Source organism: Pseudomonas sp. MAG002Y (genome assembly GCF_019400845.1).
Lineage (GTDB): Bacteria > Pseudomonadota > Gammaproteobacteria > Pseudomonadales > Pseudomonadaceae > Chryseomonas > Chryseomonas luteola.
The window spans coordinates 342,088-366,585 of record NZ_WOEJ01000003.1 but is presented as its reverse complement, the minus strand read 5'-3'; the positions used below and the strand labels follow the sequence as shown (position 1 = coordinate 366,585).

Genomic DNA, 24,498 nt, shown 5'->3' with positions numbered 1-24,498 from the left:
AATCTCTTTGCGATGTCTCATGCCTCTATCGTGGACATAGCCAAACTTAGATTCAAGGGGGTTTTGTTAGCGGCTCTAAATATTTAGTTGAATATAGTATTCAAACCAATGCTTAACTTATCCTGAAGCAGAGCAAATTTACCTTACACACTTATTAAGTCTGCATCCCATTGATTTCGAATAAAAAAGCCCGCCCTTAAAGCGGGCTTTTTTATTTCACACATATATTAAATAGCTTCAAAAAAGTGCCAAGCGCACCAAGTTAGAGCAGCAAATTATACTTATGGATGAACATATCCTTATATTTTAACGCCAACGCCTTAAAACATAAGGAATATATAAAGCTGGCATATCCATTGCTCTCGTATTCATATCGTTATATAGCCCTCAGAAACTTCCATGAATACGAAGATATTGGTAGATAGTCGCGCGCCAGGCAGCGCTCTGGGCACTCGCTGGTTTCAACTGGCCGCAGGCGTTGTCTGCATGATGGCCATTTCAAGCCCGCAATATGTCTGGACATTGTTTACGGCGCCATTGACCCAAAAGCTGGGTGTCTCACTGGCTCAGATCCAGATTACCTTTTCCATTCTGATCGTCCTGCAAACGTTTTTCTCGCCAGTACAAGGTTTTCTGATTGACCGTTTCGGCTTACGCAAACTGATCGCCTTTGGTTGTGCCCTCACAGGGCTGTCCTGGATTCTGGCAAGTCAGGCCAATTCACTCGCCATGATCTACCTGACCTACGGCCTGATGGGAGGCTTGGGAACCGGCATCGTGTATGTGGGCATCGTTGGCTTGATGGTTCGCTGGTTTCCTGATCACCGGGGGCTGGCAGCCGGTGCGGTTGCCGCAGGTTACGGTATGGGTGCGATGATCACGACCTTTCCCATCAGCAATAGCCTCGCAGCGGCTGGCATGGAAAATACCCTGGTCACCTTTGGTCTGATCCTGGGGATTGTCGGCCTGCTCGCCGCACAGTTCCTGCGCCAACCGCCAGCCGAGTTGGCAGAGCGGATTGCCGACACCAGCCCTGCCTCCAGCACCGCACCGGACGTTGCACCCAAGGCCATGCTCAAGACGCCGCTGTTCTGGCTCATGTTTGCCATGTTCGCGATGATGTCGACCTCAGGCCTGATGGTAACGTCGCAGATGGCCAGCTTTGCCAAGGATTTTGGCATGACCGGTGTCATGGTCTTTGGCATGGCTGCACTGCCGCTCGCAATGACCATCGACCGTGTCTGCAATGGCCTGACCCGCCCGCTGTTTGGCTGGATCTCGGACCGATATGGCCGCGAAAACACTATGGCCTTCGCCTTTTTCGCAGAAGGCATTGCCATGACCCTGTGGCTGCTGACCAGCGATAACCCTGTGCTGTTCGTATTGCTCTCCGGTGTAGTCTTCCTGGGCTGGGGCGAGATCTTCTCCCTGTTTCCCTCCACCCTGACCGACACCTTTGGCACCCGCAACGCCACGACCAATTACGGTTTCCTGTACATGGCTCAAGGGATCGGCTCCATCTTTGGCGGTCCGATGGCCGCCCTGCTCCACCAGTCCACAGACAGCTGGATGCCGGTGTTCGCCGTGGCCATCAGCTTTGACCTCATTACAGCGGCCCTGGCCCTGTTCGTGCTCAAACGCATGCGCCGTCAATGGCTCGCCAAGAACTCCAGCGTCGCTTAACTGAAGTGGCTGGGAGGCTCCAGATAAGCGGAGTCTCCCCCTCTGCTCTCCCGGCGGGACCCTTTGTTCGTCAAGGAAAAGAAGAATGCTTAATACCACTGTTGCTGCCCGCGGAATTGCCGTCGCTCCTCACAGTCTTGCTGCTCAATCGGCCCTGGCCGTGCTGCGTGAAGGAGGCAATGCCATCGAGGCCATGGTCGCCGCGGCGGCCAGCATTGCCGTTGTCTATCCCCATATGAACAGCCTGGGTGGGGATGGCTTCTGGCTGATCGTTCCGCCTGAAGGTGATCCGGTTGCCATTGATGCCAGCGGCCCGGCAGGCAGCCACGCCACCCTCGAGCATTACGCGGGTATGGATCGTATTCCAACACGCGGCCCGAAAGCCGCGCTTACCGTTGCGGGCACCGTTGGTGGCTGGCAGGAGGCGTTGGCGGTTTCCGGGGAGCTGGGCGGTAAGATGCCATTACCACGCCTTCTGGCTGATGCCATCCATTACGCCGCAGAAGGTATTCCGGTCACGCTGTCCCAGCATCTTGCCACCTCCAGCAAGCGGCACGAGTTGGAGTCTGTTCCCGGCTTTGCCGAAACCTTTCTGGAAAATGGCGAGGCACCCGTAGCCGGAAGCCTATTCAGACAACCACGACTGGCCGCCACCCTGCATCAGCTGGCGGAAGAAGGGCTGGATACCTTCTACCGTGGCGCCCTGGCAGCCAGTATCGCCCATGATCTGGAAGCGCTGGGCTCTCCTGTTTCACGCAATGATCTGGCCGCCTATCATGCCCGCCGGGTAAAGCCACTGGCGCTTCAGCATAGTGCCGGGATGGTCTACAACCTGACACCTCCATCCCAGGGGCTGGTCTCCCAGCTCATTCTTGGCATTGCCGACCACGCCGGGCTGGACAACTGCACGGCCGACAGCGCCGAGCACATTCATACGCTGGTCGAGGCGACCAAGCTGGCCTTCCGGGTACGCGATGAGCACATTACCGACCCCGAGCACATGACCATTGACCCACAGGCGTGCCTCACCCCCGACTATCTTGAAGGACTGGCCAGGGCCATCGACCCGCAAAAGGCGGCGCCCTGGAGCGAAGGCAAAGGGCCGGGTGATACCATCTGGATGGGGGTGATCGATGGGAACGGGCTGGCCGTTTCGTTTATCCAAAGCATCTACCATGAGTTCGGCAGCGGTGTGGTCTTGCCAGCCAGTGGCCTCAACTGGCAGAACCGGGGCGCATCGTTCAGTCTGGACCCCAACCATCTGCTGGCCCTCATGCCTGGCAAGAAGCCCTTTCACACCCTCAACCCCGCCGCGGCACGGCTCAAGGATGGAAGGATCCTGGTGTACGGCACCATGGGTGGCGATGGCCAGCCGCAAACCCAGGCAGCGGTTTTCAGCCGCTACGCCATCTTCAATCAGCCACTCCAGCAGGCAGTCACTGCGCCCCGCTGGCTGCTGGGTCGGACCTGGGGCGAAAGCACCGACACGCTCAAGCTCGAGTCCCGCTTTACGGCAGACGTGTTCGACGCACTACGTGCGCGCGGTCATGACGTGGAAAGCCTGCCCCCCTTCAGCGAGACCATGGGCCATGCCGGTGCGGCCGTACGCCATCCGAGCGGTGTGTTCGAGGGCGCGTTTGATCCCCGTAGCAACGGCGCGGCAGCAGGGTACTGATATCAAAAGACCGGGCCTGGCCCGGTCTTTTTTCGTCTGTGTTACTGGAACTGACTACGGTTTTCCGGTGTGATCAGCTTGAAAGGCACCCAGTTCACAGGCTCGACCCGCTCACCCCGGATCATGTGCAGTGCAACCTCTACGGCACCGTTGGCTTGCCCTGCCGCATCCTGGAGTACGCTGACGGTCAGCTTGCCCTGATCCATCAACTTGAGCGCATCGGGTGTGCCGTCGATACCGCCGATCAGGTAGTCTTTGGGATTCTTGCCTGCCTTCTCCAGCCCCATCACAGCGCCGATGGCCATCTCATCATTATTGGCGGCGATGATGTCAAAGCTCACGCCTTGCTTGAGCCAGTCCATGACAGTGCTCGCCGCCTCGCTACGCTGCCAGTGGGCAATGGTCTTCTGTACGATCTTCATGTTCGGGTATTTGGCCACAACGTTTTCTACGTCTTCGGTACGAATTTTCGAAGCCTTGTTGCCTGGATCACCAACCAGAATAACGACGTTGCCCTTGTAGTTGGCCCGGCGCGCTAGTTCCTCCATCTGAAGGGTGCCGGACTCGACCTCATTCGAACCAACGAACGCGGTCTGCGGCGTCCAGGTGGCTGGCTCGGGATTACGGTTGATGAAAACCAGCGGAATCTTCGCCTCGTTGGCGAGCCGGGTGATTTCCGGTGCGGTCTTCATGTCCACCGCGGTCACGATAATGGCATCCACCTTAGAGGCGATCAGGTTGCGAATCTGGCGCATCTGCAAGGTGCCGTTATCCTGCGCATCCTCCATAAAGACATCGGCCTCCAGACTGCTGGCGTGGCGCTGTACGTTATTGCGCAGCAGGACCTGGAAGTTGTCGTTGTTCTTGGCGACACCCACGCCGATCAATGGCGTGGCGGCCTGGGCCAGACTGCTCAGGAGCAGGCCGGCACCGAGTAGAGAGGTCATCCAGTGTTTCATGTTCGCCTCACACGCTGAAATGATGAAGCAGCCGACGCTGCACCTGAGCCATCTCGGACAAGCCCTGGCTGCTTTGTGCGGTACGCTCGGCGCCCTCGGCGGCCAGCTGGGCCGCATCGTTGATGTACGTGACCATGCGGCTGGTTTCCTGCACGGTCGCGCTTTGCTCTTCAGTGGCCGCCGCGATCTGGATGTTCATGTCACGGATGCTGTTCACCGCGCTGCTCATGGAGCCCAGCAGCTCATCTGCGCCGGAGGCCAGGCGAACACAGTCGTTGGACTGGGTCTGGCTCTCATTCATGACCTTCACGACTGAATGGATCTTGCCCTGCATCTGCTCGATCATCTTCTGGATCTCGCTGGTGGAGGTCTGTGTACGACTCGCCAGGGAGCGCACCTCGTCCGCCACCACGGCAAACCCACGCCCCTGCTCACCGGCCCGCGCCGCCTCAATGGCCGCGTTGAGGGCCAGCAGGTTGGTCTGCTCGGCAATGGTGCGAATCGCATCCACAATCCCATCGATCTGCTTTCCGTAGCCCTGAAGTTCGTCGGTTTCCAGCGAGGCCTTGTTGATCTGGTCGGCCTGCAGGCGAATGCTGCTGATGGTTTCGGCGACGCGCTCCTGTACCTTGCTGGTCAGCTCGTGGGTATCGTCTACTGCCTGACGGGTGTCGTTCGCCCGTCTGGCGACTTCATGCACGGTACTTTCCATCTCGGTCATGGCCGAGGCGGCAGAGTTGAGGCGATCGCGCTGCTCATCCACGGCACGTGTAGTGCGCTCGCTGATCTCGGCATTGCTGTCCGCCGTCTGCGCCAGACTGTCGGCTGAGCGGGTCAGCTCACGCAGCGTGTCCTGCAGAGAGGCGGTCAGCTCGTTCAGATAGCCGCCCAGCTCGCCAAACTCATCCTTGCGGGAAACATCGAAGCGCACGCGCATGTCACCGCTCGTGACCTGCTTGAGCACCTCGCGGAAGGTTGCCAGCGGACGCCGAATGCTATGGGATACCCAACCACCGATCAGGACGGCAGCCAGAACAGCCAGGACGCAAGCGACCAGCAACAGGCTGCGGCTGGTGGAAATGGTCGAATCGGCACCGGCCTTGGCACTGTTGGCTACGGCTACAGCCTGACCACCAAACTCGGCGATCTTGGTCAGCATGGCTTGCAGCTTGGCATCCATTGCCTGACGCTGGGTTGCAACCTGCTCCACCAGCGCTGCATCCTGCTGATAGACGTTGAGCAGACCATCATCAGCGGTCAGATCTCTAAACAGATGGTTCACCATCACCGTCACGATCCGGCCAGTCCGAGCATCCTGTGCGACAAAAGCCTTGAGTCGATCACGAATGACTTCATCCTGAAGCGTCAAGCCGCGTTTGAGCCTATCGATATCAGGAACGGCCGCATGCGCGGAAAAATGGTCATAGGTCTTACCGATTTCCAGCAGCAGCGCCTCGGCAGCGGCTGCACTGTCAGTGGACCCATTGGCACGCTGCCTGGCCATGTAATCCCGCAGCATATTGGACAGCCGCGTGCCTTCCTGAGTCGCAAAACCTTGCAGCGTACGGGCCTGGATGTTCAGGGCAACCTGCTGGCCGTGCAGCTTCATCAGCGTGGCAGCCTGCTCGGCATAGGCCGTGCTCAGCTCACGCTGCTGAGTCAGGTTTTCCTTGAGTTCGGGACGATCGTCAATGTAACGCGCCGTGGTTCCCAGGAGCTCATTGAAACGCCCCAGGCTCTCATCGAAGGGCTTCTTGCCTTCGGCAATCTGTTGGCCGTCACGGCTGATAAGAACGGCCATTACAGCCTGATTGGCGCGCAGGATATGCACGTTGAGCTCACTGGCGGCCTGACTGAGCGGCGCCGATTGCCCGGTAATGATGGAAAGCCGGTCACTGATGGAATGCGTGCTCTGGTAGCTGATGCCCACAATGGAGAGCAGCAGTACTAACAGCAGCGCAAAACCACCAATCACACGTTGGAGGATGGTCATGATAGTAACCCGTACGTTTATCGTTATTCAGGGGTCAACAACACTGCGCGAGGCGCCAGAATCGAAGGCATTCCGGCTTTTCACTTCCAGGCTATCGGCTTGACATCATGCCGACTGAAGCGGCCTGAAGGTCATTTTCAGCGGTTTTGAAGGGGCTGGGGATCAATGGCAGCCGTTGGCCACCAGGCAACCGCAGGCTAGAGCGGATGTGCTTTAGATGGACCCGTTAGCCCTGGCGACGAACGGTCATGGCTGTTCTGAACGCCTGTCCCAGCGCACAGTGCGGTCTCCATGCTTCAAGGGCCTGTACCTGACATCCAAGGCACGAGCACAACGCGTGCAGTCCGCCTCGGCAGCCGTTATAAGGAAAAGGATTTGCCTCTACCTCACAGGAGCCACCATGCAACTGATCGGAATGTTCGACTCGCCCTACGTCCGTCGCGTAGCCGTCTCGCTGAACCTGCTGGACCAGCCCTTCGAGCACAACCCCCTTTCGGTCTTCAGCGCCTTCGAGGAGTTCCGGTCAATCAACCCGGTCGTGAAGGCACCGTCACTGGTGTGCGATGACGGCACGGTGCTGATGGACTCGACATTGATCCTGGATTACGTGGAGGCGCTGGCGGCCGAATCGGGACGCACCCTCATGCCACGCGATCTGGCCGAGCGTCAGCATGCGCTGCGCATCATCGGGCTCGCCTTGACCGCCTGTGAGAAAACCGTCCAGATCGTCTACGAGCGCAAGCTGCGCCCGGCTGACAAGGTGCATGAACCCTGGATTGACCGCGTCACGGGGCAGTTGCTGGCTGCCTACGGTACGCTGGAAGCCGAAGTGGCTAACCGCCCGCTCAAGGCAGGCGCCGACGACATCAATCAGGCTGGCATCACCACGGCTGTAGCGTGGCGCTTTACCCAGCACATGACGCCCAATGCCGTTATTGCCGACAGCTTTCCACACCTGCGCGAGCTGTCGGCGCAGGCAGAAACACTCGACGCGTTCAAGGCAACGGTCTTTGTCTAGGACCACTGATTGATGGAGGCAGGCGAACCATGGATGGACTTCTGAGTGTCATTGGCAACTTCATTCTGGAGTTCGTTTTCGGCACCCTTTTCGCGGCCATTCTGTTCTGGATCGGCTGGCCCATCGTCAAGGTTCTGACCTTGGGTCGCTATCCTCATGGCCAGAAATGTCTGGACGAGACGATGCAAGCCAACTGCGTTCGAGCCACTGCTATCGCTGCGTTGGCCGTGTCACTCATGGCTGCGTTGGGCCAATTCCACCCCTGAGCCGCATACAAGGTCTACATGAACATCATCCGCAGCAAGCACTTTACTGCCAGCCGAGCCTGGGGAGCGCTCGACATTGCCAACATGGGCGGAGTCACTACCCGTCTGCACTGGACGGATCAGCCCTACAAATGGCATGTCAACGATGGCGAGGAGGTCTTTGCTGTTCTCGACGGCGTTGTCGATATGCATTACCGCGAAGCCGGAGAGGAGAAATCCGTACGCCTGGAAACAGGAGATGTGTTCTTTGCCGGAATCGGCTGTGAGCATGTCGCACATCCTCATGGCGAGGCGCGCATTCTGGTGGTGGAGCGCGAGGGCAGCGTCTGAAAGGACTCGTATGCTGATACGCCAGACGGAGCTTGCCGACCTTGATGGCTTTTACAGTCTCTTCGCCTCCGTCTGCGCGGAGGGACTGTACACTCACCGGCAACTGCCGCCTGCCCGGGAGCGTATTCTGAAAAGCCTGATGCAGGCTCTGGCGCATGGCTGGCCCAATCAAGTCATCGAGCATGAGGGCCAGATTATCGGCTCGGGAGAAGTCTTTCCGGCCAGTGTTTGTGGTCAGAAGGAACGGGATGATTCAGTGGGTTTTCTGGGCATGCAGATTCACAAAGCCTTTCGTAACCAGGGGTTTGGCACACGCCTGCTGGGCACACTTATCGAAAGCAGCCGGGCATTCGGCTTTATCGCGCTTGAGCTGGATGTCTATAAATCCAATCGGCGGGCCATTCATGTATACGCAGCGCACGGGTTCAAGTGGCAACACGACCTGCCCGGTCGCGTCATGCCTGATGGGCGGGAAGATCAGCCACAGCGTATGCGCCTTGAGCTTGCCCGTTAAGGTTTATCTGCCAAAACGCTACAAAACCGGGTGATGTTCCGGTTATAACGCTCAGGCGCTTATAAGAGATAAAAGTCCATGAGCATCCTGACGTTAGAGGCAGAGCGGGTCCGACTGATCATCCCCACCGAGCGTGATGTCGTGCGGCGACGGCGGTTCGAGCTTGAAAACCGCGAGCATCTGCGCATCTGGGAGCCCTTGCGGGAGGAGACCTTCTACACACCCGAGACGGTTCGCCAGCGGATTCGCCTGAACCTGCAGGATTTCATGGCCGGTGCCTCCTGCTGTTTCAGCATTGTCGACAAGCGCACCGAGGCGATCATCGGCTGCTGCAACTTTTCCAATATCATCCGGGGCTCGTTTCTGGCCTGCCACCTGGGTTATTCCATCGCTGAAAGCCATCAGGGCAAGGGGTTCATGTTCGAAGCGGCCAGGACCGGCATCGATTACATGTTCACCCAGCGCAGACTGCATCGCATCATGGCCAATTACATTCCCCATAACGAGCGCAGCGCGCGGCTGCTCAAGCGTCTGGGTTTCGAGCGTGAGGGGTACGCACGGGCCTATCTCAAGATCAATGGCGTCTGGGAGGATCACGTCCTCAACGCCTTGATCAACCCGGCCAGCAGCGTCTAAACCATTACATACCCCAAGGACTGCGATGACTCCTCCCTTGCTACGCACCATTCCTGAACAGTTTGAAACCGAACGTCTGCTGCTACGGGTTCCCCGTGCCGGTGATGGTGCCATGGTCTACGCAGCCGTGGTGGAGTCGCTTGCCTCGCTGCGCCGCTTTCCGGCCTCGCTGCCATGGGTGATGACAGAGCCGTCAGTCGATACGTCCGAAGCCTACTGCCGCCTTGCGGCATCGAGCTTTATCGTACGCAAGGATCTGCCGTTTCTGTTGATCGACAAAACCACCGGCATGCTGGTGGGCTGCGCCAGCTTTCACCATATCGACTGGAACGTACCCAGCATGGAGATCGGTTATTGGTGCCGGGACAGCCAATGCCGACAGGGCTACATCACCGAAGCGGTCAGCGCCATGACGCACCTGGCACTCACTGACCTCAAGGCCGAGCGCATCCAGATCCTGACGGATGAGGAAAACCTTGCTTCCTGCCGAGTCTGCGAACGGGCAGGCTTCAGCCTTGAAGGGACACTGCACCATGAGCGCAAGGCACCGGACGGCACGCTACGCAACACCCGCGTATATGCCCGGATCGCCTGAACTGTGATGCCATGGAGCTGATCGTATTCATAGGCATTCAGGCCGCGGGCAAGTCGACGTTTTACCAACGCTGCTTTTTCGACACGCATGTCCGTATCAACCGGGACATGCTGCGCACCCGCCACCGTGAGCGGCTCCTGTTGACGGCCTGCCTGGAAGGCAAACAGAAGGTGGTTATCGATAACACCAATCCCACTGCGGCCGAGCGGGCACGCTACATCGAGCCCGCTCGAACGGCCAGCTTTACCGTGATCGGTTATTTCTTCGAGCCGGACCCTCGCGGCTGCGAGGCGCGAAATCGGGCACGGGCTCGCCAGGTGCCGCCAGCGGGACTCTTCGGAACCCTTAAACGGCTGGAGCGCCCACGCTTCGAGGAAGGCTTCGATGAGATCCATCGCGTTGTGTTACAGCCGGATGGCCGCTTTCTGGTTTCACGGTATCAGCCGCCAGACGGCGCTGACCCAGCGCCAACATCCTCTGTGCCGGACGCTTGAGCACTCTGGCCCAGCCTGTCTGTTTTGAAACGGCATAGACACTTTTCTACCCGGCGAACGATCCGCGGCTACGCTGTTCCTTATCTATTCAAGAAACGTATTAGCCAGCCCTACTGTAGAACGGGCTGATGAGAGGAGCAGCGGATGGTCGAGATCGAAATCGAAGGCAATAACGTCGTCTTCACCGTCAAAGGCATTCACAAGCTGTGGGCACTCAAGAGCCAGCTGACGATTCCCCAGTCGCATATCCTGGCCGCTCGCCAGGACGATACGGTCCTGCAGGGCTGGAAAGGCTGGAAGGCGCCGGGCACCAAGATTCCGAATATTCTGACGGCCGGGACCTTCTACCTTGAAGGCGAGCAGGTATTCTGGGATGTCAGCCATGCGGAACGGGCGATCATCATCGACCTGGAAGATGAGCAGTACAAACGTCTGATCATCGAAGTCGAGCATCCTGAAGGGACCATCGAGCTATTGTCTAGCCTGATCGAAGCCAACAAGGGCAACGTCTGAATAAGCGCGATTCAGGTACTGCCGCACGCTGGATCAACCAGAACACTGCCATACTCTGGAGGTGCTTTCATGGATAGGGAGTTGCAATGGCCCGCAAGGACGACGGACACTCACTTGAAACCCGCATTATCAGCCTCTTGGCCGCCCTGCCATTTGCCCTGGTAACAGCGGTGCTGCTATGGCTTGCGCTCAATCAGGGGCTGGCTTTCACGGGCGGATTTCTCGGGACAGGATACCTCTGGGGCTGCCTGGGATTATTTTTGCTGGCAGCATTCATCTGGCCCACCCTGTTTCCCGGTTGGCTGGGTATGATCTGGCGTGGCTTTATCCGCCTGTATCACTATTGGGTCTGAACAAGAAAATATCCAAGGACTGATTATGTTTCCAATCGATATCTGGCTCGCCTATACCGCAGCCTGCGCGTTGTTGATCCTGTCTCCCGGCCCGGACAATCTGCTTGCCATTGGCCGTGGCCTGAGCCAGGGTAGCCGGGCCGCTATCGTTTCCGGACTGTCCTCAGGCGTTGGCATCCTGTTTCACGTCACAGCCGCCACCTTCGGCCTGACGCTACTGATGAAAACATCAGCCGTGGCATTTTGGGTCGTCAAGCTGGTGGGCGCCGCCTACCTGCTGTGGCTGGGGATCAAGGTATTGCGTTCGCGCAACCTGATTACCTTCACCCCGGCAGCTCACCAGCCGCTGAAAACCATCTTCCTTACCGGTCTGCTGTCGGCTGTGCTCAACCCCAAGCCGGGCCTGTTTGTCCTGGCCTTTCTACCCCAGTTCGTAAGCCCTGCCCGCGGCTCCGTGACGATCCAGATGCTGGTCTACGGCGCCTGGTTTGCCTTGCTGACCTTTATCGGCTTTTCCATCATGGGCTCCTGTGCTTCGCGGCTGGCCCGCTGGCTAAAGCATCGCCCACGCGTCGTAGGCGGTCTCAATTGGGGTGCGGGTATTGCCTTCATCACGTCCGGCCTGACCGTGGCGGCCCTGCAACAAAGGTAGCCATATGCACCCGCCTCTGGAGCCTGCCCTTTACGAAACGGCCCGCCTGCGGCTTCGCCCATGGCGTGACGAAGACCGTCTCCCTTATGCCGCGCTGAACTCTGATCCAGAGGTACGTGAATACTTTCCGGGTGTACTGGATTTTGCCAGCAGCGAGGCCGAGCGTGAGCGTATCCAGGACAAAATCGAACAGCAGGGCTGGGGCTTCTGGGCAGTCGAACTGAAAGAGACAGGCGCATTCATCGGCTTTACCGGCCTGAACGCTTCAGAAGGTCTGCCCTGCTCGCCATGCGTGGAAATCGGCTGGCGATTGGTCAGGGCCTACTGGGGAAAGGGATATGCCTCAGAGGCCGCGCGTGAAGCCTTGCGCATCGGGTTCGAGCAACTGGCTCTGGACGAGATCGTCGCCTTTACAGCCTTGAGCAATCAGCGCTCCCGAGCCGTGATGGAGCGGCTCGGAATGCGAAATACTCAGGAAGATTTCGATCATCCCCATGTCCCTGCTGGCCACCCCTTGCGCCGGCACTGCCTGTACCGGCTCACCCATGCGGACTGGCAGCGCCCTTGACTTAGAGCGGTTTACTCGTCCAGCTTCTTGTCGCCCTTTTCTTTGCCCTCGTTGGAGTGATGCTCGATCACCGCGTTGATTTCCGCGCCAAACAGCAGCACTGCTGATGAGATGTACAGGTATAAGAGCATGATGATGATCGTGCCGATCCCGCCATACATGGCGTTGTAGTTGCCAAAGTTCTGGACGTAAAAGGCAAAGCCCAAGGAGGCGGCAATCCAAACCACTACAGCAAGCACCGAGCCGGGTGTAATGAACCGAAAGTCCTGCTCCACATCGGGCGCTGCGTAATAAATGATCGCCACGGCCAGCATCAGGAGGATCACAGCAACGGGCCAGCGGATCCAGGTCCAGACCGTGATAAAGACCTGTTCAAGGCCAATGTAGCTGGTCAGCCAATTCAGGAACTGCGGGCCAGTAACCATCAGGGCGGCAGCGCTGATGAGCATCAGCGCCAGCCCGATAGTATAAAACACCGACAGTGGTAACCGCTTCCAGACGGGTCGTCCTTCCTCGACATCATAGGCCATGTTCAGGGCCGTCATCAGCGAGCGCACTGCCGCAGAAGCTGACCACAGCGCCACGATGATCCCTACCGACAGCAAGCCGCCCTGCTGATTTTGCTGAAGCTGATCGATCACTGGATTGACCTGCTCCAGTGCCTGCGCCGGCAGGACATAGTTGGCCTGCTCGCGTAGCCAGTTGAAGAAGTCGGGCAGATGCAGAAAGCCCACCAGCGAGATCAGGAACAGAATGAAAGGAAACATCGAAAAGAACATCTGATAGGCCAATGCCGAAGCATAAGTCGCCATATCGTCTTCATTGAATTCCTTGACCGCCCGCTTGAGTACGTCCAGCGGGCCCAACCCACGAAGACTGAATCCCAACATCCCCATCTCCTCTCATACTTTATCTACAGGCAACCGGACTTGGCTGTTTGTAAAGGTGAAGGCATAGCCTTGTAGGGGGTAGACCGGACTGAGCGGCAGATGTCACCGCAGAAGAATCAAACGGCTGTTCGCGCGCCTTCCCGCCATAAGCCGAGCAATCCGATACTGTGACGGCTGTTCGTTCGTGAAAACAGGCAAACAACTCCTGAAGGGATCGTCTGTCCCACAGGGAGACCCTCATTGAAAGGAGACGAGCAATGCGTTACGAACTGCATTACTGGCCCACCATTCAGGGACGAGGCGAGTTCATCCGCCTCGCGCTGGAAGAAGCCGGCGCTGACTACGTGGATGTGGGCAATGGCTCCGAAGAGGATGACCTGGGCATGCCTGCCATGGAATCCTATCTGAACGGTGAGGCAACGCCCTTTCCCCCCTTCGCCCTGCCGTTTCTCAAGGCGGGCGATCTGATCGTCTCCCATGTTGCCAATATCCTGCAGTTCCTGGGACCCCGCCTCGGGCTGGCTCCAGAAGATGAGGCTTCACGCCTATGGGCCCATGGTCTGCAACTGACCCTTGCCGACCTTGTAACCGAAGCCCACGACATTCATCATCCCATAGGCTCCTCGTTGTATTACGAAGACCAGAAGGCGGAAGCCAAGCGCCGTGCAGAAGGGTTCATCAAGGAACGTATCCCCAAGTTTCTCGACTATTTCGAGCACGTTCTAGAGGACAACCCCAAGGGAGATCGTTATCTGGTCGGAGACTCGCTCTCCTATGTCGACCTGTCGCTGTTTCAGGTCGTGAGCGGGCTGCGTTATGCCCTGCCCAAGGCCATGCAGCGGATCGAGGCGGATATGCCCAAAGTCGTCGATCTGGTCTCCCGGATAGCCCAGCGTCCCAATATCAAGGCCTATCTGGCCTCCGATCGACGCCTGCCCTTCAGCGAAAATGGCATCTTCCGCCATTATCCTGAGCTCGACGAGGTGTGATCCAACTGAAGGCTCGACAGATCCGGGCCTTCAGTCCAACCGTTTCCATCGGGTCTGAACATGCCAGACGTGTGCGATCTTTTTGGCATCAACCACCTGCACGCCTTGATTCTCCCGCCTGAGCAGCGCATCGTACGCGACTCTCGGATTCTGTCTGAAAGCGCCTGTTGCGCTGCCGATCATCAAGGAGAGGCCCATGCGGACATTAGCCAAGACCCGCCTGTCGATACTTGATCTTGCCCCTGTCACGGCTGGCCAGTCGGTAGGCGAGGCCCTGCGCAACATCCTTACCCTGGCCGAGCAGGCCGATCGCTGGGGTTATCACCGTTACTGGTTGTCCGAACACCACAACATGGACGGTGTAGCCGCCTCGGCCACCGCCGTGCTGATCGGGCAGGTAGCGGCTGCCACCCACCGTATCCGTGTGGGGGCAGGCGGTGTCATGCTGCCGAACCATACCCCCCAATACGTGGCCGAGCAGTTCGGTACGCTGGAAATCCTGTACCCAGGCCGCATCGATTTGGGTATAGGTCGCTCTCCCGGCGGGGATTACGCCACCATGGAAGCGCTGCGGGTCAACATGATCACGGCGAGCCGGGAATTTCCTGAGCGCGTCCGTGAACTGCTTGCGCTATTCGACGAAGGCACGGAATCAGCCTTGAATACGCAGCCCTTCACACGCGCCCCAGGCGAAGGGCTGAGCGTTCCGATCTGGATGCTGGGCTCCAGCCTGATCAGTGCTCGCTTGGCCGCTGAGCTTGGGCTGCCCTATGCGTTTGCCGCGCATTTTTCGCCGGCCCGCCTGCATGAGGCGATAGCGGCCTATCGCGAGCATTTCAAACCTTCTCTGCACCAGCCGCGGCCGCGGGTCATCGTGGCTGTTCCCGTCATGGCGGCGGATACCCGCTCAAGAGCCAAGCGTTTGATGCACTCCCTGTATCAAAAGGCGCTGGATCTCGGGCGTGGCCGCTCCAGCCGGCTGAAGCCTCCGCCCGAAACGATCGAGTGGACGCCTCAAGAGCGGCTGGCCGTGGAAGACCAGTATGCAGCGGCCATCATTGGAGACCCTGGTGAGGTGCGGGCAGGTTTGCAGAAATTGCTGGAAAGCACCCAAGCCGATGAACTCCTGATTCATACCGAGACCTATGACTTTAAGGAGCGTCTGCGGTCCTATGAGATCGTCTGGCAAGCGAAGCAGCAGGTCTTGCTGGAATCGTCCTGAAATTCAACGGCCTTCGTGGCCATTTGCCACAGCTAGGGCCTACTCAGCCTAAACGACACGCGAAAGTGATAAGCTGGCTATCTAAGTAACGTCTGGATTGATCGTCTGGAGAAATACGATGACCTTGAATGAACTGAACAACCTGCCGGGCGTCACGGCCCAGCCTGACGCGGCCACTGCCGAATACGTCTACAACCACACCATGGTCCGGGTGAAGGATATCGAGAAGTCCCTGGACTTCTATACCCGTGTCCTGGGCTTCACCATGCTGGAAAAGAAAGACTTTCCGGCTGCCAAATTCAGCCTGTACTTCCTGGCACTGATTGCCGACAAGTCCCAGATCCCGACGGATCCGGAAGAGCGTCACCGCTGGCGTAAGTCCATTCCAGGCATTCTGGAGCTGACCCACAACCACGGCACCGAAGATGATGCGGACTTCAGCTACCACAGTGGTAACAGCGATCCGCGCGGTTTTGGCCACCTGTGCGTTGCCGTACCGGATATCCACGCCGCCTGCGCGCGCTTCGAAGAGCTGGGCGTTACCTTCCAGAAGCGCCTGACCGACGGCAGCATGAAAGACATCGCGTTTATCAAGGACCCCGATGGCTACTGGGTAGAAATCATCCAGTTCACGCCGGTCGCGTAAGACCTCCAGGACGGCGCCCCGCGCCGTCCTGCCTTTTTCTGCCGTACCCTCTGGCTTAATGCCTGCTCAAGATATACTGTATATTCAAACAGTATATATTCTGAGACAAGGTCATGACCCATCAAAAGCCCCCACGCGGTCGGGGGATCGGTAGTAATCCGCACAACCGCTATGCCCCTACCCGGTCGGAAGCCTATGACGATGGCTGGTTTCAGGATCTTCCTTCCACCCAGGCAACCGAGATTCGGCTGGAAACGGCCAAGACGGTTATCTCGCGCAATACCTCGCCGGACATTCCCTTCGAACAGTCTCTTAATCCCTATCGCGGCTGCGAACATGGCTGTATCTACTGCTATGCCCGTCCAACCCATGCCTATTGGGACCTCTCGCCCGGCCTCGACTTCGAGACCCGGCTGATTGCCAAGACCAATCTGGCCGAAGCTCTGGAGAGGGAGCTGTCCAAACCGGGTTATGTCTGCAAGCCCATCGCCATCGGGGGTAATACCGATCCCTATCAGCCCATCGAACGCGAGCAGCGCCTGACGCGCCAGGCGCTTGAGGTACTCCTCCGGTATCGGCATCCGGCTACGATCATCACCAAGGGTACGCTTATCCTGCGTGACCTTGACCTGTTGGGCGAGCTGGCGGCCCGTGGCCTGATCAAGGTCGGGATCAGCCTGACCACACTGGACGATGAGCTGAAACGTACCTTGGAGCCCAGGGCAGCGGCCCCGTCCGCGCGGCTCAAGGTTATTCGCACCCTACGTGAGGCCGAGGTTCCGGTTGGCGTCATGTGCGCCCCGATTATTCCAATGATCAACGACCGCGAACTGGAGCATCTGCTTGAAGCAGCCCATGACGCCGGAGCCCGCTCGGCAGGGTATGTCCTGCTGCGCCTGCCGCGGGAGGTGGCCCCTTTGTTCGAGGAATGGCTTGAAGCTCACTATCCGCAGCGTGCGGCCCATGTTATGAGCCTGATTCGCCAAAGCCGAGGTGGTGAGGTCTACGACAGTCGCTTTACCACGCGCATGCATGGCGAAGGGGTATTTGCCGATCTGCTTGAGCAGCGATTTCGTATCGCCCTGCGCCGCCTGGGCCTGAATCGTCGCGAAGCACGCATCTCACTGGACTGCACTCAGTTCAGCCCTCCCGGTCAGCAGATGCCACTGTTCTGACCCTTGCTGGTAAAGCGTGCGTAATATCGGGAAATATCTGAGATAACCCTGAAAACGCTTTATTCAGACACGCTGAAAAGAGAACGGCAACTTTCAGCCTTTACCGCTTGTCCTTACTACACCCTGCCTGGCCTTATAAGGTTTGGCGCCAGCATTTTTGTAGCTATAACTCCAATACGGTGCGTACTTTATCGCTGCGTGCATGATGCCTTGAATATCTGAGCGCCATGGTGAGGCCAGTCCATAGGCTGGGTCTCCAAGCCTTGCGGGTTCTTTTTGCCCCAGCCCCACATGGAGCCACCGCATGCATGAAATGCCCCTGATTACTACCTTGGCCGCCGGCTTGGTTCTGGCCTTTTTTCTGGGCCTCCTCGCCAACCGCCTGCGCCTGCCTCCTCTGGCGGGCTATCTTCTGGCCGGCGTACTGGCCGGCCCCTTTACGCCAGGCTTTGTAGCCGACAGTGATATTGCCCATGAGCTGTCCGAAATCGGTGTGATTCTGCTGATGTTTGGCGTAGGCCTGCATTTTTCCATCAAGGACCTGATGTCGGTCCGCAAAATCGCGATTCCCGGTGCCATTGGACAAATTGCCGTAGCCACGCTTATGGGGATGGGCCTTGCGCACCTCCTGGGCTGGGGGTTGGGTGCAGGGCTGGTCTTTGGCCTGTCACTCTCGGTCGCCAGTACCGTGGTGCTGCTCAGGGCCATGGAGGAACGACAGATGATGGAAAGTCGCCGCGGTCGCATCGCCGTCGGCTGGCTTATTGTGGAAGACCTGATGATGGTGCTGGCGTTGGTTCTGCTACCGGCGCTCTCCGGCATGCTGGGCGGCAAAGCCGCTGCAAGCGACACTAGCCTGAGCATGCAACTCCTGCTGACGCTGGTGAAAGTGAGCGCCTTCGTAGCGCTGATGCTGATCGTGGGCCGGAGAGTCGTCCCGTGGCTACTCAAGCGTGTCGCCCGCACCGGATCACGGGAGTTGTTTACCCTCGCCGTACTGGCACTGGCCATGGGGATTGCCTTTGGTTCATCGGTCCTGTTCGGCGTGTCCTTTGCGCTGGGTGCCTTCTTTGCCGGCATGGTCCTGAACGAGTCGGAACTCAGTCACGAGGCAGCCGACAATTCCCTGCCGTTGCGTGAAGCCTTTGCCGTGCTGTTCTTCTTTTCCGTCGGCATGCTGTTCAATCCGGAGGTGCTACTCTCGCACCCGCTGCACCTGTTGGCCACAGTGCTGATCATCATCGTTGGCAAGTCCCTGGCGGCGCTGATCATCGTACTGCTGGCCCGGCGCCCGCTCAGCGTAGCCCTGACCATTTCAGCAAGCCTTGCCCAGATTGGTGAGTTTTCATTCATCCTGGCGAGCCTGGGCGTCAGCCTGGAGCTGCTGCCGGAGGAAGGTCGCGACCTGATTCTGGGCGGTGCGATCATTTCCATCATTCTGAACCCTGCGCTGTTCAGCATTATCGACCGTCTCCAGCCATGGCTCGAGCGACGCGAAGGGCAGGCGCTTCCCAATGCCAAGGCGCCCCATGCGCCCGAAGTGGTAGAGCCGCCACCCATTACCGAAACCGATCATGTGGTTCTGGTCGGCCATGGCCGGGTTGGCAGGCTGGTCAGTGCTCGCCTGCGCCGTGAGCACATGCCGTTCGTGGTGATCGAGAATGATCGCGATCATATCGAGGAGCTGCGGGCAGATCAGATCAGTGCCGTGCTGGGTAATGCTGCGCAGCCGAACGTGCTTCAAAAGGCTCATATCGAGCAGGCGCATACGCTGCTAATCGCCATCCCGAACGGGATTGAGGCCTGCGAGGTCTCGAGGCGTGCGCGAGAGCTGAATGCGTCCCTCAATATCGTTTCCCGCGCCCATTACGACGAGTTGGTGCAGCACCTGCAGGAAAGTGGCGCTAACGTTGTCATCATGGGCGAGCGCGAGATTGCCCGAGGCATGTTTACCGAGCTGGGCCTGCCCACCCAAGAGCGTGGAGAAGACCTGCATCCGCATCCTGGCTAATGGGCGACAGCGGGAGCCCACCGGCTCCCGCCCTGTCTACTTGAGCGACTTGTATTCGCTCTTGGCAGCCTCGCGGTAGTCATAGGTCGGATAGAACTCGGTATGAAAGGAGCCCCAGGCGCCCTTTTCCACCGCCATGTTCACGTCCGGCAGTTTGTCCGGCGGTACGCGCAGGGTCACGATCTGACCAATTCCCATCACCACATACCAGGACACCACCTCCGTGCCCAGGGGCGGAAAATTGTCAAAAAAGCCCTGACGCCTGAGCTCCTGCTTGGTTTCGGTCAGCGGCTTGGACTGGTCGTGCCGCAGGATAATGGTCAGCAGCACGCCTGAAGCCGTGCTCCCCGACGCGCCTGTATCGGCTGGCGAGGCTGGTGACGATGCAGGCATCGGTTGCGTGGTCTTTTCAGGGCTGGACGGTGGCTGTGACGGCTCGGCCGCCAAGGTCAGTGTGGCCAGCAGGCAAGCCGGAAGGGCAAGGGCGATACGTCGGGCAAATCTCACTGCGGGTTCTCCTTGAAGGGCACATCAAGCCCTCTGCACAGCGTAGTTCAGCCTTGAGCATCCTTCCTGTCGGCAAGCCAGGAGGTATTCTGTTACAGCTGCCTGGCCAGCAGCCACTGGTAGATTCGCATGTCCCGATAAGCCAGGCGAGCAGCACCTACATGGTCCTGCCCCTGATCCAGATACAGGCGGTCTCCCTCCTGGAAGGTCTCAGCCGAGGTCAGGCCCAGGCGGCTGATAAAGGCAGGCGTTGCCCGGCGCGTCACCTCGCCAACACTGATCCAGACCGGTCGTTGCGGATCGGATTGAGGTACACGCGTCAGGTCTACCGGCCATAACGCCGCCCAGAAGTCAGGCTGGGAGAGCGCCAGATCGAATACACCGTTTCCGCCAAAGCTAAAGCCGGTCAGGTAGGTTCGCCTGCGGTCGCCGTGATGAACTGTCTGTACGTCTGCCACAAGGCGGCTGACCTCATCAGCAAAGCGATGCCAGCGATCACCCTTGGATGGCATCTGTGGCGCCACCACAATAAAGGTCTCCCTTACCTGTTCCGGATTGCCCGGGTTGAGCGGACCATGCACCGTCAACGCCTTATGGATCGCCATGGGCGCGCCCTCATCGTAGCCATGCAGAAAACAGAGCACCGGCCAACCTTCCGTGGGTGGAAGGCCCTCGGGCACGGAAAGCAGGCACGGCAAGGCAGCCGACTCGATCAGCTGGATGTCAGGCAACGGCATAGGGCCTCCAGAAAAACCAGGCGTGTAAACGGTTGGACCTTGCGTTCCACCCGACACTCACCCCTGCCCATGCCGCCGGTCTAATGGTGGACTGCCGATCGCTGGAACGAGCCGAAGGCCTCTTTCTGTGGTCAGGAGTTATAGCCACTACCTGAATTACAGGAGGAACCATGCAAAAGCTGAAGGTTGATTGGGATACCACCCGTGACGTACTACGCGCAGGCACCCGCGAGGATAGCGTCTCGGTACGCACCATTGCGGTAGACGTTGCCCGCCGTCAGGACACATCTGCCGATGACCCTCAAGTCATCGAAGCCATTCTCAAAGCAGCGGATGAACTGGTCCGCAACGGCTTTATCGACGCGCCTTATCCGTTCGAGAAAGATTCGGAGGTCAGGGGTATCAAGCCGCTGGGGCAAGAGCTGTTCGAGTGGATGGAGGATGAGCACAAGTGGAATCGGCTGCGTCCTGCATTGGAAGAGGCCCTGCAGAGTGGTCTGGGCGCCGATCATCAGTACCTGAGTGCTAACGCGCTGGACGCGGCCATGCGCGGAATCGGTGTCCGCTGATCGGATTTCGCTGGGCAGGTTGATGATCTACCTGCCCGGTATCTTGATACTGCCGTACTGCTTTACCTGATAACCCATTACACCTTTATCTCACTTCAAGCCGTGCAATGTGGCGCAATAGACATTTGCTCACCTCAGCATTGAATAAAAATGTTCTATCTGTGAACTATTCCAAATTTAACCCCCGCCTTAAAAAATCCAATAGCTCCAAAAACCTCTTTTAAGCAATTAGCCACCACATGATGGCTATTTGATCGCAATAAAATTTGGAAATATCTTCAAACTGTTCCTTTCACTACTTTTTCTTCAGGGTGAATTAAGCTTCGCGCTCTAGGCTTGTTTCGAGCCTGGGGCATATGCCCAACGCTACGTGGTCCGGAGGGTTTCGGGATTAAGCTGTAACCAGACGTTGGTGGGCAACGTCTGCTTCAAGCAGTACCCGATCGGACAATGGTTAGTTGTTTCGTCCACGTAAAGAGGTTGGACCATGAACGAGAAAAACATGAACGTCCCTTGTGCGGATGACGCCTTGCAACAAATTGTCGATGGCTTCAAGCGCTTCCGAAAGGAAGTGTTCCCAGAACAGGAGGAGTTATTTAAAAAGCTGGCCAATGCACAATCGCCACGCGCCATGTTTATTACGTGTGCCGACTCGCGCATCGTGCCTGAGCTGATCACCCAGAGCTCCCCAGGCGATCTGTTCGTTACCCGTAACGTTGGAAACGTCGTTCCGCCCTATGGGCAAATGAATGGCGGTGTTTCGACGGCGATCGAATACGCCGTATCGGCACTGGGTGTCCAGCACATCATTGTCTGCGGTCACTCCGACTGCGGCGCCATGAAAGCGGTGTTGAACCCGGCATCGCTGGAAAAAATGCCTACTGTGAGAGCCTGGCTACGCCATGCTGAAATTGCCAGAACGGTTGTTGCCGACCACCAGATGTGTGAACACACTCATGATGGAGAGCTGAACTTCCTCACCGAGGAAAACGTTGTGGCGCAGTTGACTCACCTGCAAACGCATCCATCCGTGGCTTCGCGTCTGGCAAGTGGACAATTGTTCATTCACGGCTGGGTCTATTCGATCGAAACCAGTGAAATCAAGGCATACGACGCTATCGAAGGCCGCTTCCGTCCCTTGGATGGAGAAGGTCCGATGCCAATCGCCACGCCACGTCCCCGTTTGAACTCAAACTGATCCAAGCCTTCGGCGCGCCTTGCGCGCCGAAGTCGCCAGCACCTCAATAAAAACAACATAGCTGGTCATTTTCAGACGAGGCCCATGGCTGCCTGCAGTCATGGGCGCTGTCCGTCTTCGTGTGGGTAAACGACTCTGCCAGAGCCGGTTAGGAAGGGTTCTGGCACAGGTTGCTATGCGTTTTTACGGAGGATAGGACCATGCTCGGAAACACTTCTGCAGCATCACTCAAGCAGACCTTTCCACGCGATGCCTTGGCCTCGCTGGTAGTCTTTCTCGTTGCCCTGCCTTTGTGCATGGGCATCGCCATCGCCTCCGGAATGCCGCCAGCCAAGGGCTTGGTGACCGGCATCATTGGTGGCCTCATCGTCGGCTTTCTGGCCGGCTCCCCCTTGCAGGTCAGCGGCCCGGCCGCAGGGCTTGCCGTACTGGTATTCGAACTGGTCAACCAGCATGGCATGAAGGCCCTCGGGCCGGTGCTGATCCTGGCCGGGATCATTCAGGTCGCAGCGGGCTTTGCCCGGCTGGGCGCCTGGTTCCGCGTCACCTCGCCTGCCGTGGTGTATGGCATGTTGGCCGGTATCGGTATTCTGATTGTCTTGTCCCAAGTCCATGTGATGCTCGATGCCTCACCGCAAGCGTCGGGCCTTTCCAACCTGGTCGGTTTTCCGAAGGCCGCCGTACAGGCAGCCGGTGAATGGGGCGGACACGAGGGCAGCGGTGCCTATGCGGCCATGCTGGGTATCGCCACCATCGCCATCATGTGGCTTTGGGAGAAGAAACGGCCACATTCGCTACGCTTTTTGCCAGGCGCGCTGATCGCCGTAACGGCAGCTACGATGGCCAGCCTGTGGATGAATCTGGACGTCAACCGGGTCAACGTGCCGGACAACCTCGGCGATGCCATTGACTGGATTACCTTTGCCGACCTGGGCATGCTGACCAACCCGACACTGTTCATGGCAGCGGTTGCCATGGCGTTTATTGCCAGTGCCGAAACGCTGCTGTCCGCCGCAGCGGTTGACCGGATGCACCAGGGGCCCCGTTCCCAGTTCGATCGTGAGCTGTCAGCCCAGGGCGTCGGTAACCTGCTGTGCGGTATCGTCGGTGCGCTGCCTATGACCGGGGTAATCGTTCGTAGCTCAGCCAATGTTCAGGCTGGCGCTAAAACACGTGCATCGGCCATTATGCATGGTGCCTGGCTCCTGGCGTTCGTCGCCGCGCTCCCCTTCGTGCTCAAGCAAATCCCGATTGCCAGCCTGGCAGGCGTCCTGGTCTATACCGGCGTAAAACTGGCCAGTCCTTCGGCGTTGCAAGGCCTGAAGCAGTATGGACGTACGCCTATCCTGATCTATGCCGTGACGGCGCTGACCATTGTCTTTACCGACCTGCTCACGGGTGTCGTTCTAGGCTTTGCCCTGTCGGTAGCCACCCTGGCGTTCAAGGCCTCACGCCTTAAAGTAGCTCTGGTCTATGACAAGGAAGACGAGACCCAGGCAGAACTGCGCATGAGCGGCTCGGCCACCTTCCTGAAGGTGCCCAAAATCACTCAAGTGCTGGAAGGCGTTAAGCCGGGTACAACCCTGCATGTACCACTGGATCGCGTGAGCTATATCGATCATGCCTGCATGGAGCTGCTGGCAGACTGGGAACGGACCAACGAGTCCAATGGCGTCAAGCTGATCATTGAGCCTCGCGCGCTCAAGCGTCGTCTGGAAGGTCGCTACCATAAAGCGGCTTCGCTGGGCGGATCACCCTCGACAGGCGCCGTGCAGACGGCCGCCTAGCCTGTGTGTCCGGCGGGTACAGAGGTGCCCGCCGGATAGTTAGACGCAGATGCCCTGTAGCGGTGAGCTTCGGGTATAGCGGTCTGGAAGGCGGGAGAGGGCCAGACAGTTCATACCCAGCACGCCGATACAGGCAGTGCGCAAGGGATCAGCTGATGCTGTCGCGCAAGGCCTTGCCGGGCTTGAAAGCCACGGTATTGCTGGCGCGAATCTTGACCGGTTCACCGGTTTGCGGGTTCTTGCCTGTACGGGCTCCGCGATGGCGGGGAAGGAAAGTACCGAAGCCTACCAACGTGACGTTATCCTTGCGGTGCAATGCATTGGCAATTTCATCAAGCACGGCATTGAGAACGGTATTGGCCTGTTCCTTGGAAAGACCGACTTTTTCAGCGATGGCGCTGGCGAGTTCCGGTTTGCGCATAAAGATGCCTCTTGTAGGTGTTTATTGTTGTTGTATCCGTACTCTCCACCCCTTGTCTGGAGCGGAGCAGCCGCGTTTAAGCAGGCACTCTGAGCAT

General features: G+C 58.3%; 27 protein-coding genes and 1 pseudogene. 21 read left to right on the top strand and 7 right to left on the bottom strand.

Going from position 1 to position 24,498, the window contains the following annotated elements; genetic code table 11:
* Positions 1-399 precede the first annotated feature (399 nt).
* Together oxlT and GM154_RS06950 are read left to right on the top strand one after the other, a co-directional pair.
* Positions 400-1,683 (top strand): oxalate/formate MFS antiporter, encoded by a 1,284-nt coding sequence (gene oxlT / locus GM154_RS06955; protein ID WP_074821412.1) that lies wholly within the window; start codon positions 400-402, stop codon positions 1,681-1,683.
* Positions 1,684-1,768: 85 nt separating this feature from the next.
* Positions 1,769-3,358, top strand: a complete 1,590-nt coding sequence (locus GM154_RS06950; protein ID WP_219651527.1) for a gamma-glutamyltransferase family protein — start codon at positions 1,769-1,771, stop codon at positions 3,356-3,358.
* Positions 3,359-3,399: 41 nt separating this feature from the next.
* On the opposite strand, the gene GM154_RS06945 is transcribed toward GM154_RS06950, so the two are convergent.
* The 3 genes and pseudogenes from GM154_RS06945 to GM154_RS25910 form a co-directional block, all read right to left on the bottom strand.
* On the bottom strand, positions 3,400-4,317 hold the full coding sequence (locus GM154_RS06945) for a substrate-binding domain-containing protein (protein WP_219651526.1): 918 nt from the start codon (positions 4,315-4,317) through the stop codon (positions 3,400-3,402).
* Positions 4,318-4,324: 7 nt separating this feature from the next.
* On the bottom strand, positions 4,325-5,080 hold the full coding sequence (locus tag GM154_RS25915; RefSeq protein WP_374940304.1) for a methyl-accepting chemotaxis protein: 756 nt from the start codon (positions 5,078-5,080) through the stop codon (positions 4,325-4,327).
* A 99-nt stretch (positions 5,081-5,179) separates the two neighbouring features.
* Positions 5,180-5,476, bottom strand: a pseudogene (locus GM154_RS25910) (HAMP domain-containing protein); the annotation flags it as partial.
* 1,234 nt (positions 5,477-6,710) lie between these two features.
* Here GM154_RS25910 and GM154_RS06935 point away from each other — a divergent pair.
* From GM154_RS06935 to GM154_RS06885, 11 genes are all read left to right on the top strand, one after another.
* Positions 6,711-7,328 (top strand): glutathione S-transferase, encoded by a 618-nt coding sequence (locus GM154_RS06935; RefSeq protein WP_219651519.1) that lies wholly within the window; start codon positions 6,711-6,713, stop codon positions 7,326-7,328.
* A 29-nt stretch (positions 7,329-7,357) separates the two neighbouring features.
* On the top strand, positions 7,358-7,594 hold the full coding sequence (locus GM154_RS06930) for a hypothetical protein (protein WP_010796606.1): 237 nt from the start codon (positions 7,358-7,360) through the stop codon (positions 7,592-7,594).
* An 18-nt stretch (positions 7,595-7,612) separates the two neighbouring features.
* A complete protein-coding gene (locus GM154_RS06925; protein ID WP_219651517.1) occupies positions 7,613-7,924 on the top strand; it encodes a cupin in 312 nt (103 codons plus the stop codon).
* A gap of 10 nt (positions 7,925-7,934) precedes the next feature.
* Positions 7,935-8,438 carry a GNAT family N-acetyltransferase gene (locus tag GM154_RS06920; protein ID WP_219651515.1) on the top strand — a complete coding sequence of 168 codons (504 nt, stop codon included), beginning with the start codon at positions 7,935-7,937 and terminating at the stop codon, positions 8,436-8,438.
* Positions 8,439-8,516: 78 nt separating this feature from the next.
* Positions 8,517-9,074 carry a ribosomal protein S5-alanine N-acetyltransferase gene (gene rimJ / locus GM154_RS06915; RefSeq protein WP_010796603.1) on the top strand — a complete coding sequence of 186 codons (558 nt, stop codon included), beginning with the start codon at positions 8,517-8,519 and terminating at the stop codon, positions 9,072-9,074.
* Positions 9,075-9,099: 25 nt separating this feature from the next.
* Positions 9,100-9,669 carry a GNAT family N-acetyltransferase gene (locus GM154_RS06910; protein WP_219651512.1) on the top strand — a complete coding sequence of 190 codons (570 nt, stop codon included), beginning with the start codon at positions 9,100-9,102 and terminating at the stop codon, positions 9,667-9,669.
* Positions 9,670-9,680: 11 nt separating this feature from the next.
* Positions 9,681-10,163 carry an AAA family ATPase gene (locus GM154_RS06905; protein ID WP_219651510.1) on the top strand — a complete coding sequence of 161 codons (483 nt, stop codon included), beginning with the start codon at positions 9,681-9,683 and terminating at the stop codon, positions 10,161-10,163.
* A gap of 144 nt (positions 10,164-10,307) precedes the next feature.
* Positions 10,308-10,676 (top strand): hypothetical protein, encoded by a 369-nt coding sequence (locus tag GM154_RS06900; RefSeq protein WP_219651508.1) that lies wholly within the window; start codon positions 10,308-10,310, stop codon positions 10,674-10,676.
* Between the two features lie 86 nt (positions 10,677-10,762).
* Entirely contained in the window at positions 10,763-11,029 is a 267-nt protein-coding gene (locus GM154_RS06895) for a hypothetical protein (protein ID WP_219651506.1), read from the top strand.
* Between the two features lie 25 nt (positions 11,030-11,054).
* The gene (locus tag GM154_RS06890) at positions 11,055-11,681 is read left to right on the top strand and encodes a LysE family translocator (RefSeq protein ID WP_010796598.1); all 627 of its coding nucleotides are present in this window, start codon (positions 11,055-11,057) and stop codon (positions 11,679-11,681) included.
* A 4-nt stretch (positions 11,682-11,685) separates the two neighbouring features.
* Entirely contained in the window at positions 11,686-12,249 is a 564-nt protein-coding gene (locus GM154_RS06885) for a GNAT family N-acetyltransferase (RefSeq protein ID WP_219651504.1), read from the top strand.
* 11 nt (positions 12,250-12,260) lie between these two features.
* Here GM154_RS06885 and GM154_RS06880 read toward each other — a convergent pair whose 3' ends face one another.
* Complete coding sequence (locus GM154_RS06880) at positions 12,261-13,139, bottom strand: YihY/virulence factor BrkB family protein (RefSeq protein WP_010796596.1); 879 nt, start codon at positions 13,137-13,139, stop codon at positions 12,261-12,263.
* 257 nt (positions 13,140-13,396) lie between these two features.
* Here GM154_RS06880 and GM154_RS06875 point away from each other — a divergent pair, with 257 nt between their 5' ends.
* From GM154_RS06875 to ybaL, 5 genes are all read left to right on the top strand, one after another.
* Positions 13,397-14,128: a glutathione S-transferase gene (locus GM154_RS06875; RefSeq protein WP_219651502.1), complete on the top strand. Its 732-nt coding sequence runs from the start codon at positions 13,397-13,399 to the stop codon at positions 14,126-14,128.
* Between the two features lie 196 nt (positions 14,129-14,324).
* Positions 14,325-15,350: an LLM class flavin-dependent oxidoreductase gene (locus GM154_RS06870; protein ID WP_219651501.1), complete on the top strand. Its 1,026-nt coding sequence runs from the start codon at positions 14,325-14,327 to the stop codon at positions 15,348-15,350.
* Positions 15,351-15,468: 118 nt separating this feature from the next.
* Positions 15,469-15,996 (top strand): lactoylglutathione lyase, encoded by a 528-nt coding sequence (gene gloA, locus GM154_RS06865; protein WP_122041061.1) that lies wholly within the window; start codon positions 15,469-15,471, stop codon positions 15,994-15,996.
* Positions 15,997-16,109: 113 nt separating this feature from the next.
* A complete protein-coding gene (locus GM154_RS06860; protein WP_219651499.1) occupies positions 16,110-17,171 on the top strand; it encodes a PA0069 family radical SAM protein in 1,062 nt (353 codons plus the stop codon).
* A 304-nt stretch (positions 17,172-17,475) separates the two neighbouring features.
* Entirely contained in the window at positions 17,476-19,182 is a 1,707-nt protein-coding gene (ybaL, locus tag GM154_RS06855) for a YbaL family putative K(+) efflux transporter (protein WP_219651497.1), read from the top strand.
* 36 nt (positions 19,183-19,218) lie between these two features.
* On the opposite strand, the gene GM154_RS25585 is transcribed toward ybaL, so the two are convergent.
* Positions 19,219-19,689, bottom strand: a complete 471-nt coding sequence (locus GM154_RS25585; protein ID WP_239382346.1) for a hypothetical protein — start codon at positions 19,687-19,689, stop codon at positions 19,219-19,221.
* Between the two features lie 92 nt (positions 19,690-19,781).
* Positions 19,782-20,426 (bottom strand): hypothetical protein, encoded by a 645-nt coding sequence (locus tag GM154_RS06845; protein ID WP_219651495.1) that lies wholly within the window; start codon positions 20,424-20,426, stop codon positions 19,782-19,784.
* Between the two features lie 170 nt (positions 20,427-20,596).
* Here GM154_RS06845 and GM154_RS06840 point away from each other — a divergent pair, with 170 nt between their 5' ends.
* The 3 genes from GM154_RS06840 (at position 20,597) to GM154_RS06830 (ending at position 23,980) form a co-directional block, all read left to right on the top strand.
* A complete protein-coding gene (locus tag GM154_RS06840) occupies positions 20,597-20,995 on the top strand; it encodes a hypothetical protein (RefSeq protein WP_010796588.1) in 399 nt (132 codons plus the stop codon).
* A gap of 487 nt (positions 20,996-21,482) precedes the next feature.
* On the top strand, positions 21,483-22,193 hold the full coding sequence (locus GM154_RS06835) for a carbonic anhydrase (protein WP_074821361.1): 711 nt from the start codon (positions 21,483-21,485) through the stop codon (positions 22,191-22,193).
* A 200-nt stretch (positions 22,194-22,393) separates the two neighbouring features.
* On the top strand, positions 22,394-23,980 hold the full coding sequence (locus GM154_RS06830; protein ID WP_197872362.1) for a SulP family inorganic anion transporter: 1,587 nt from the start codon (positions 22,394-22,396) through the stop codon (positions 23,978-23,980).
* 148 nt (positions 23,981-24,128) lie between these two features.
* On the opposite strand, the gene GM154_RS06825 is transcribed toward GM154_RS06830, so the two are convergent.
* Positions 24,129-24,401, bottom strand: coding sequence for an HU family DNA-binding protein (locus tag GM154_RS06825; RefSeq protein WP_010796585.1), 273 nt, complete (start codon positions 24,399-24,401; stop codon positions 24,129-24,131).
* Positions 24,402-24,498 lie beyond the last annotated feature (97 nt).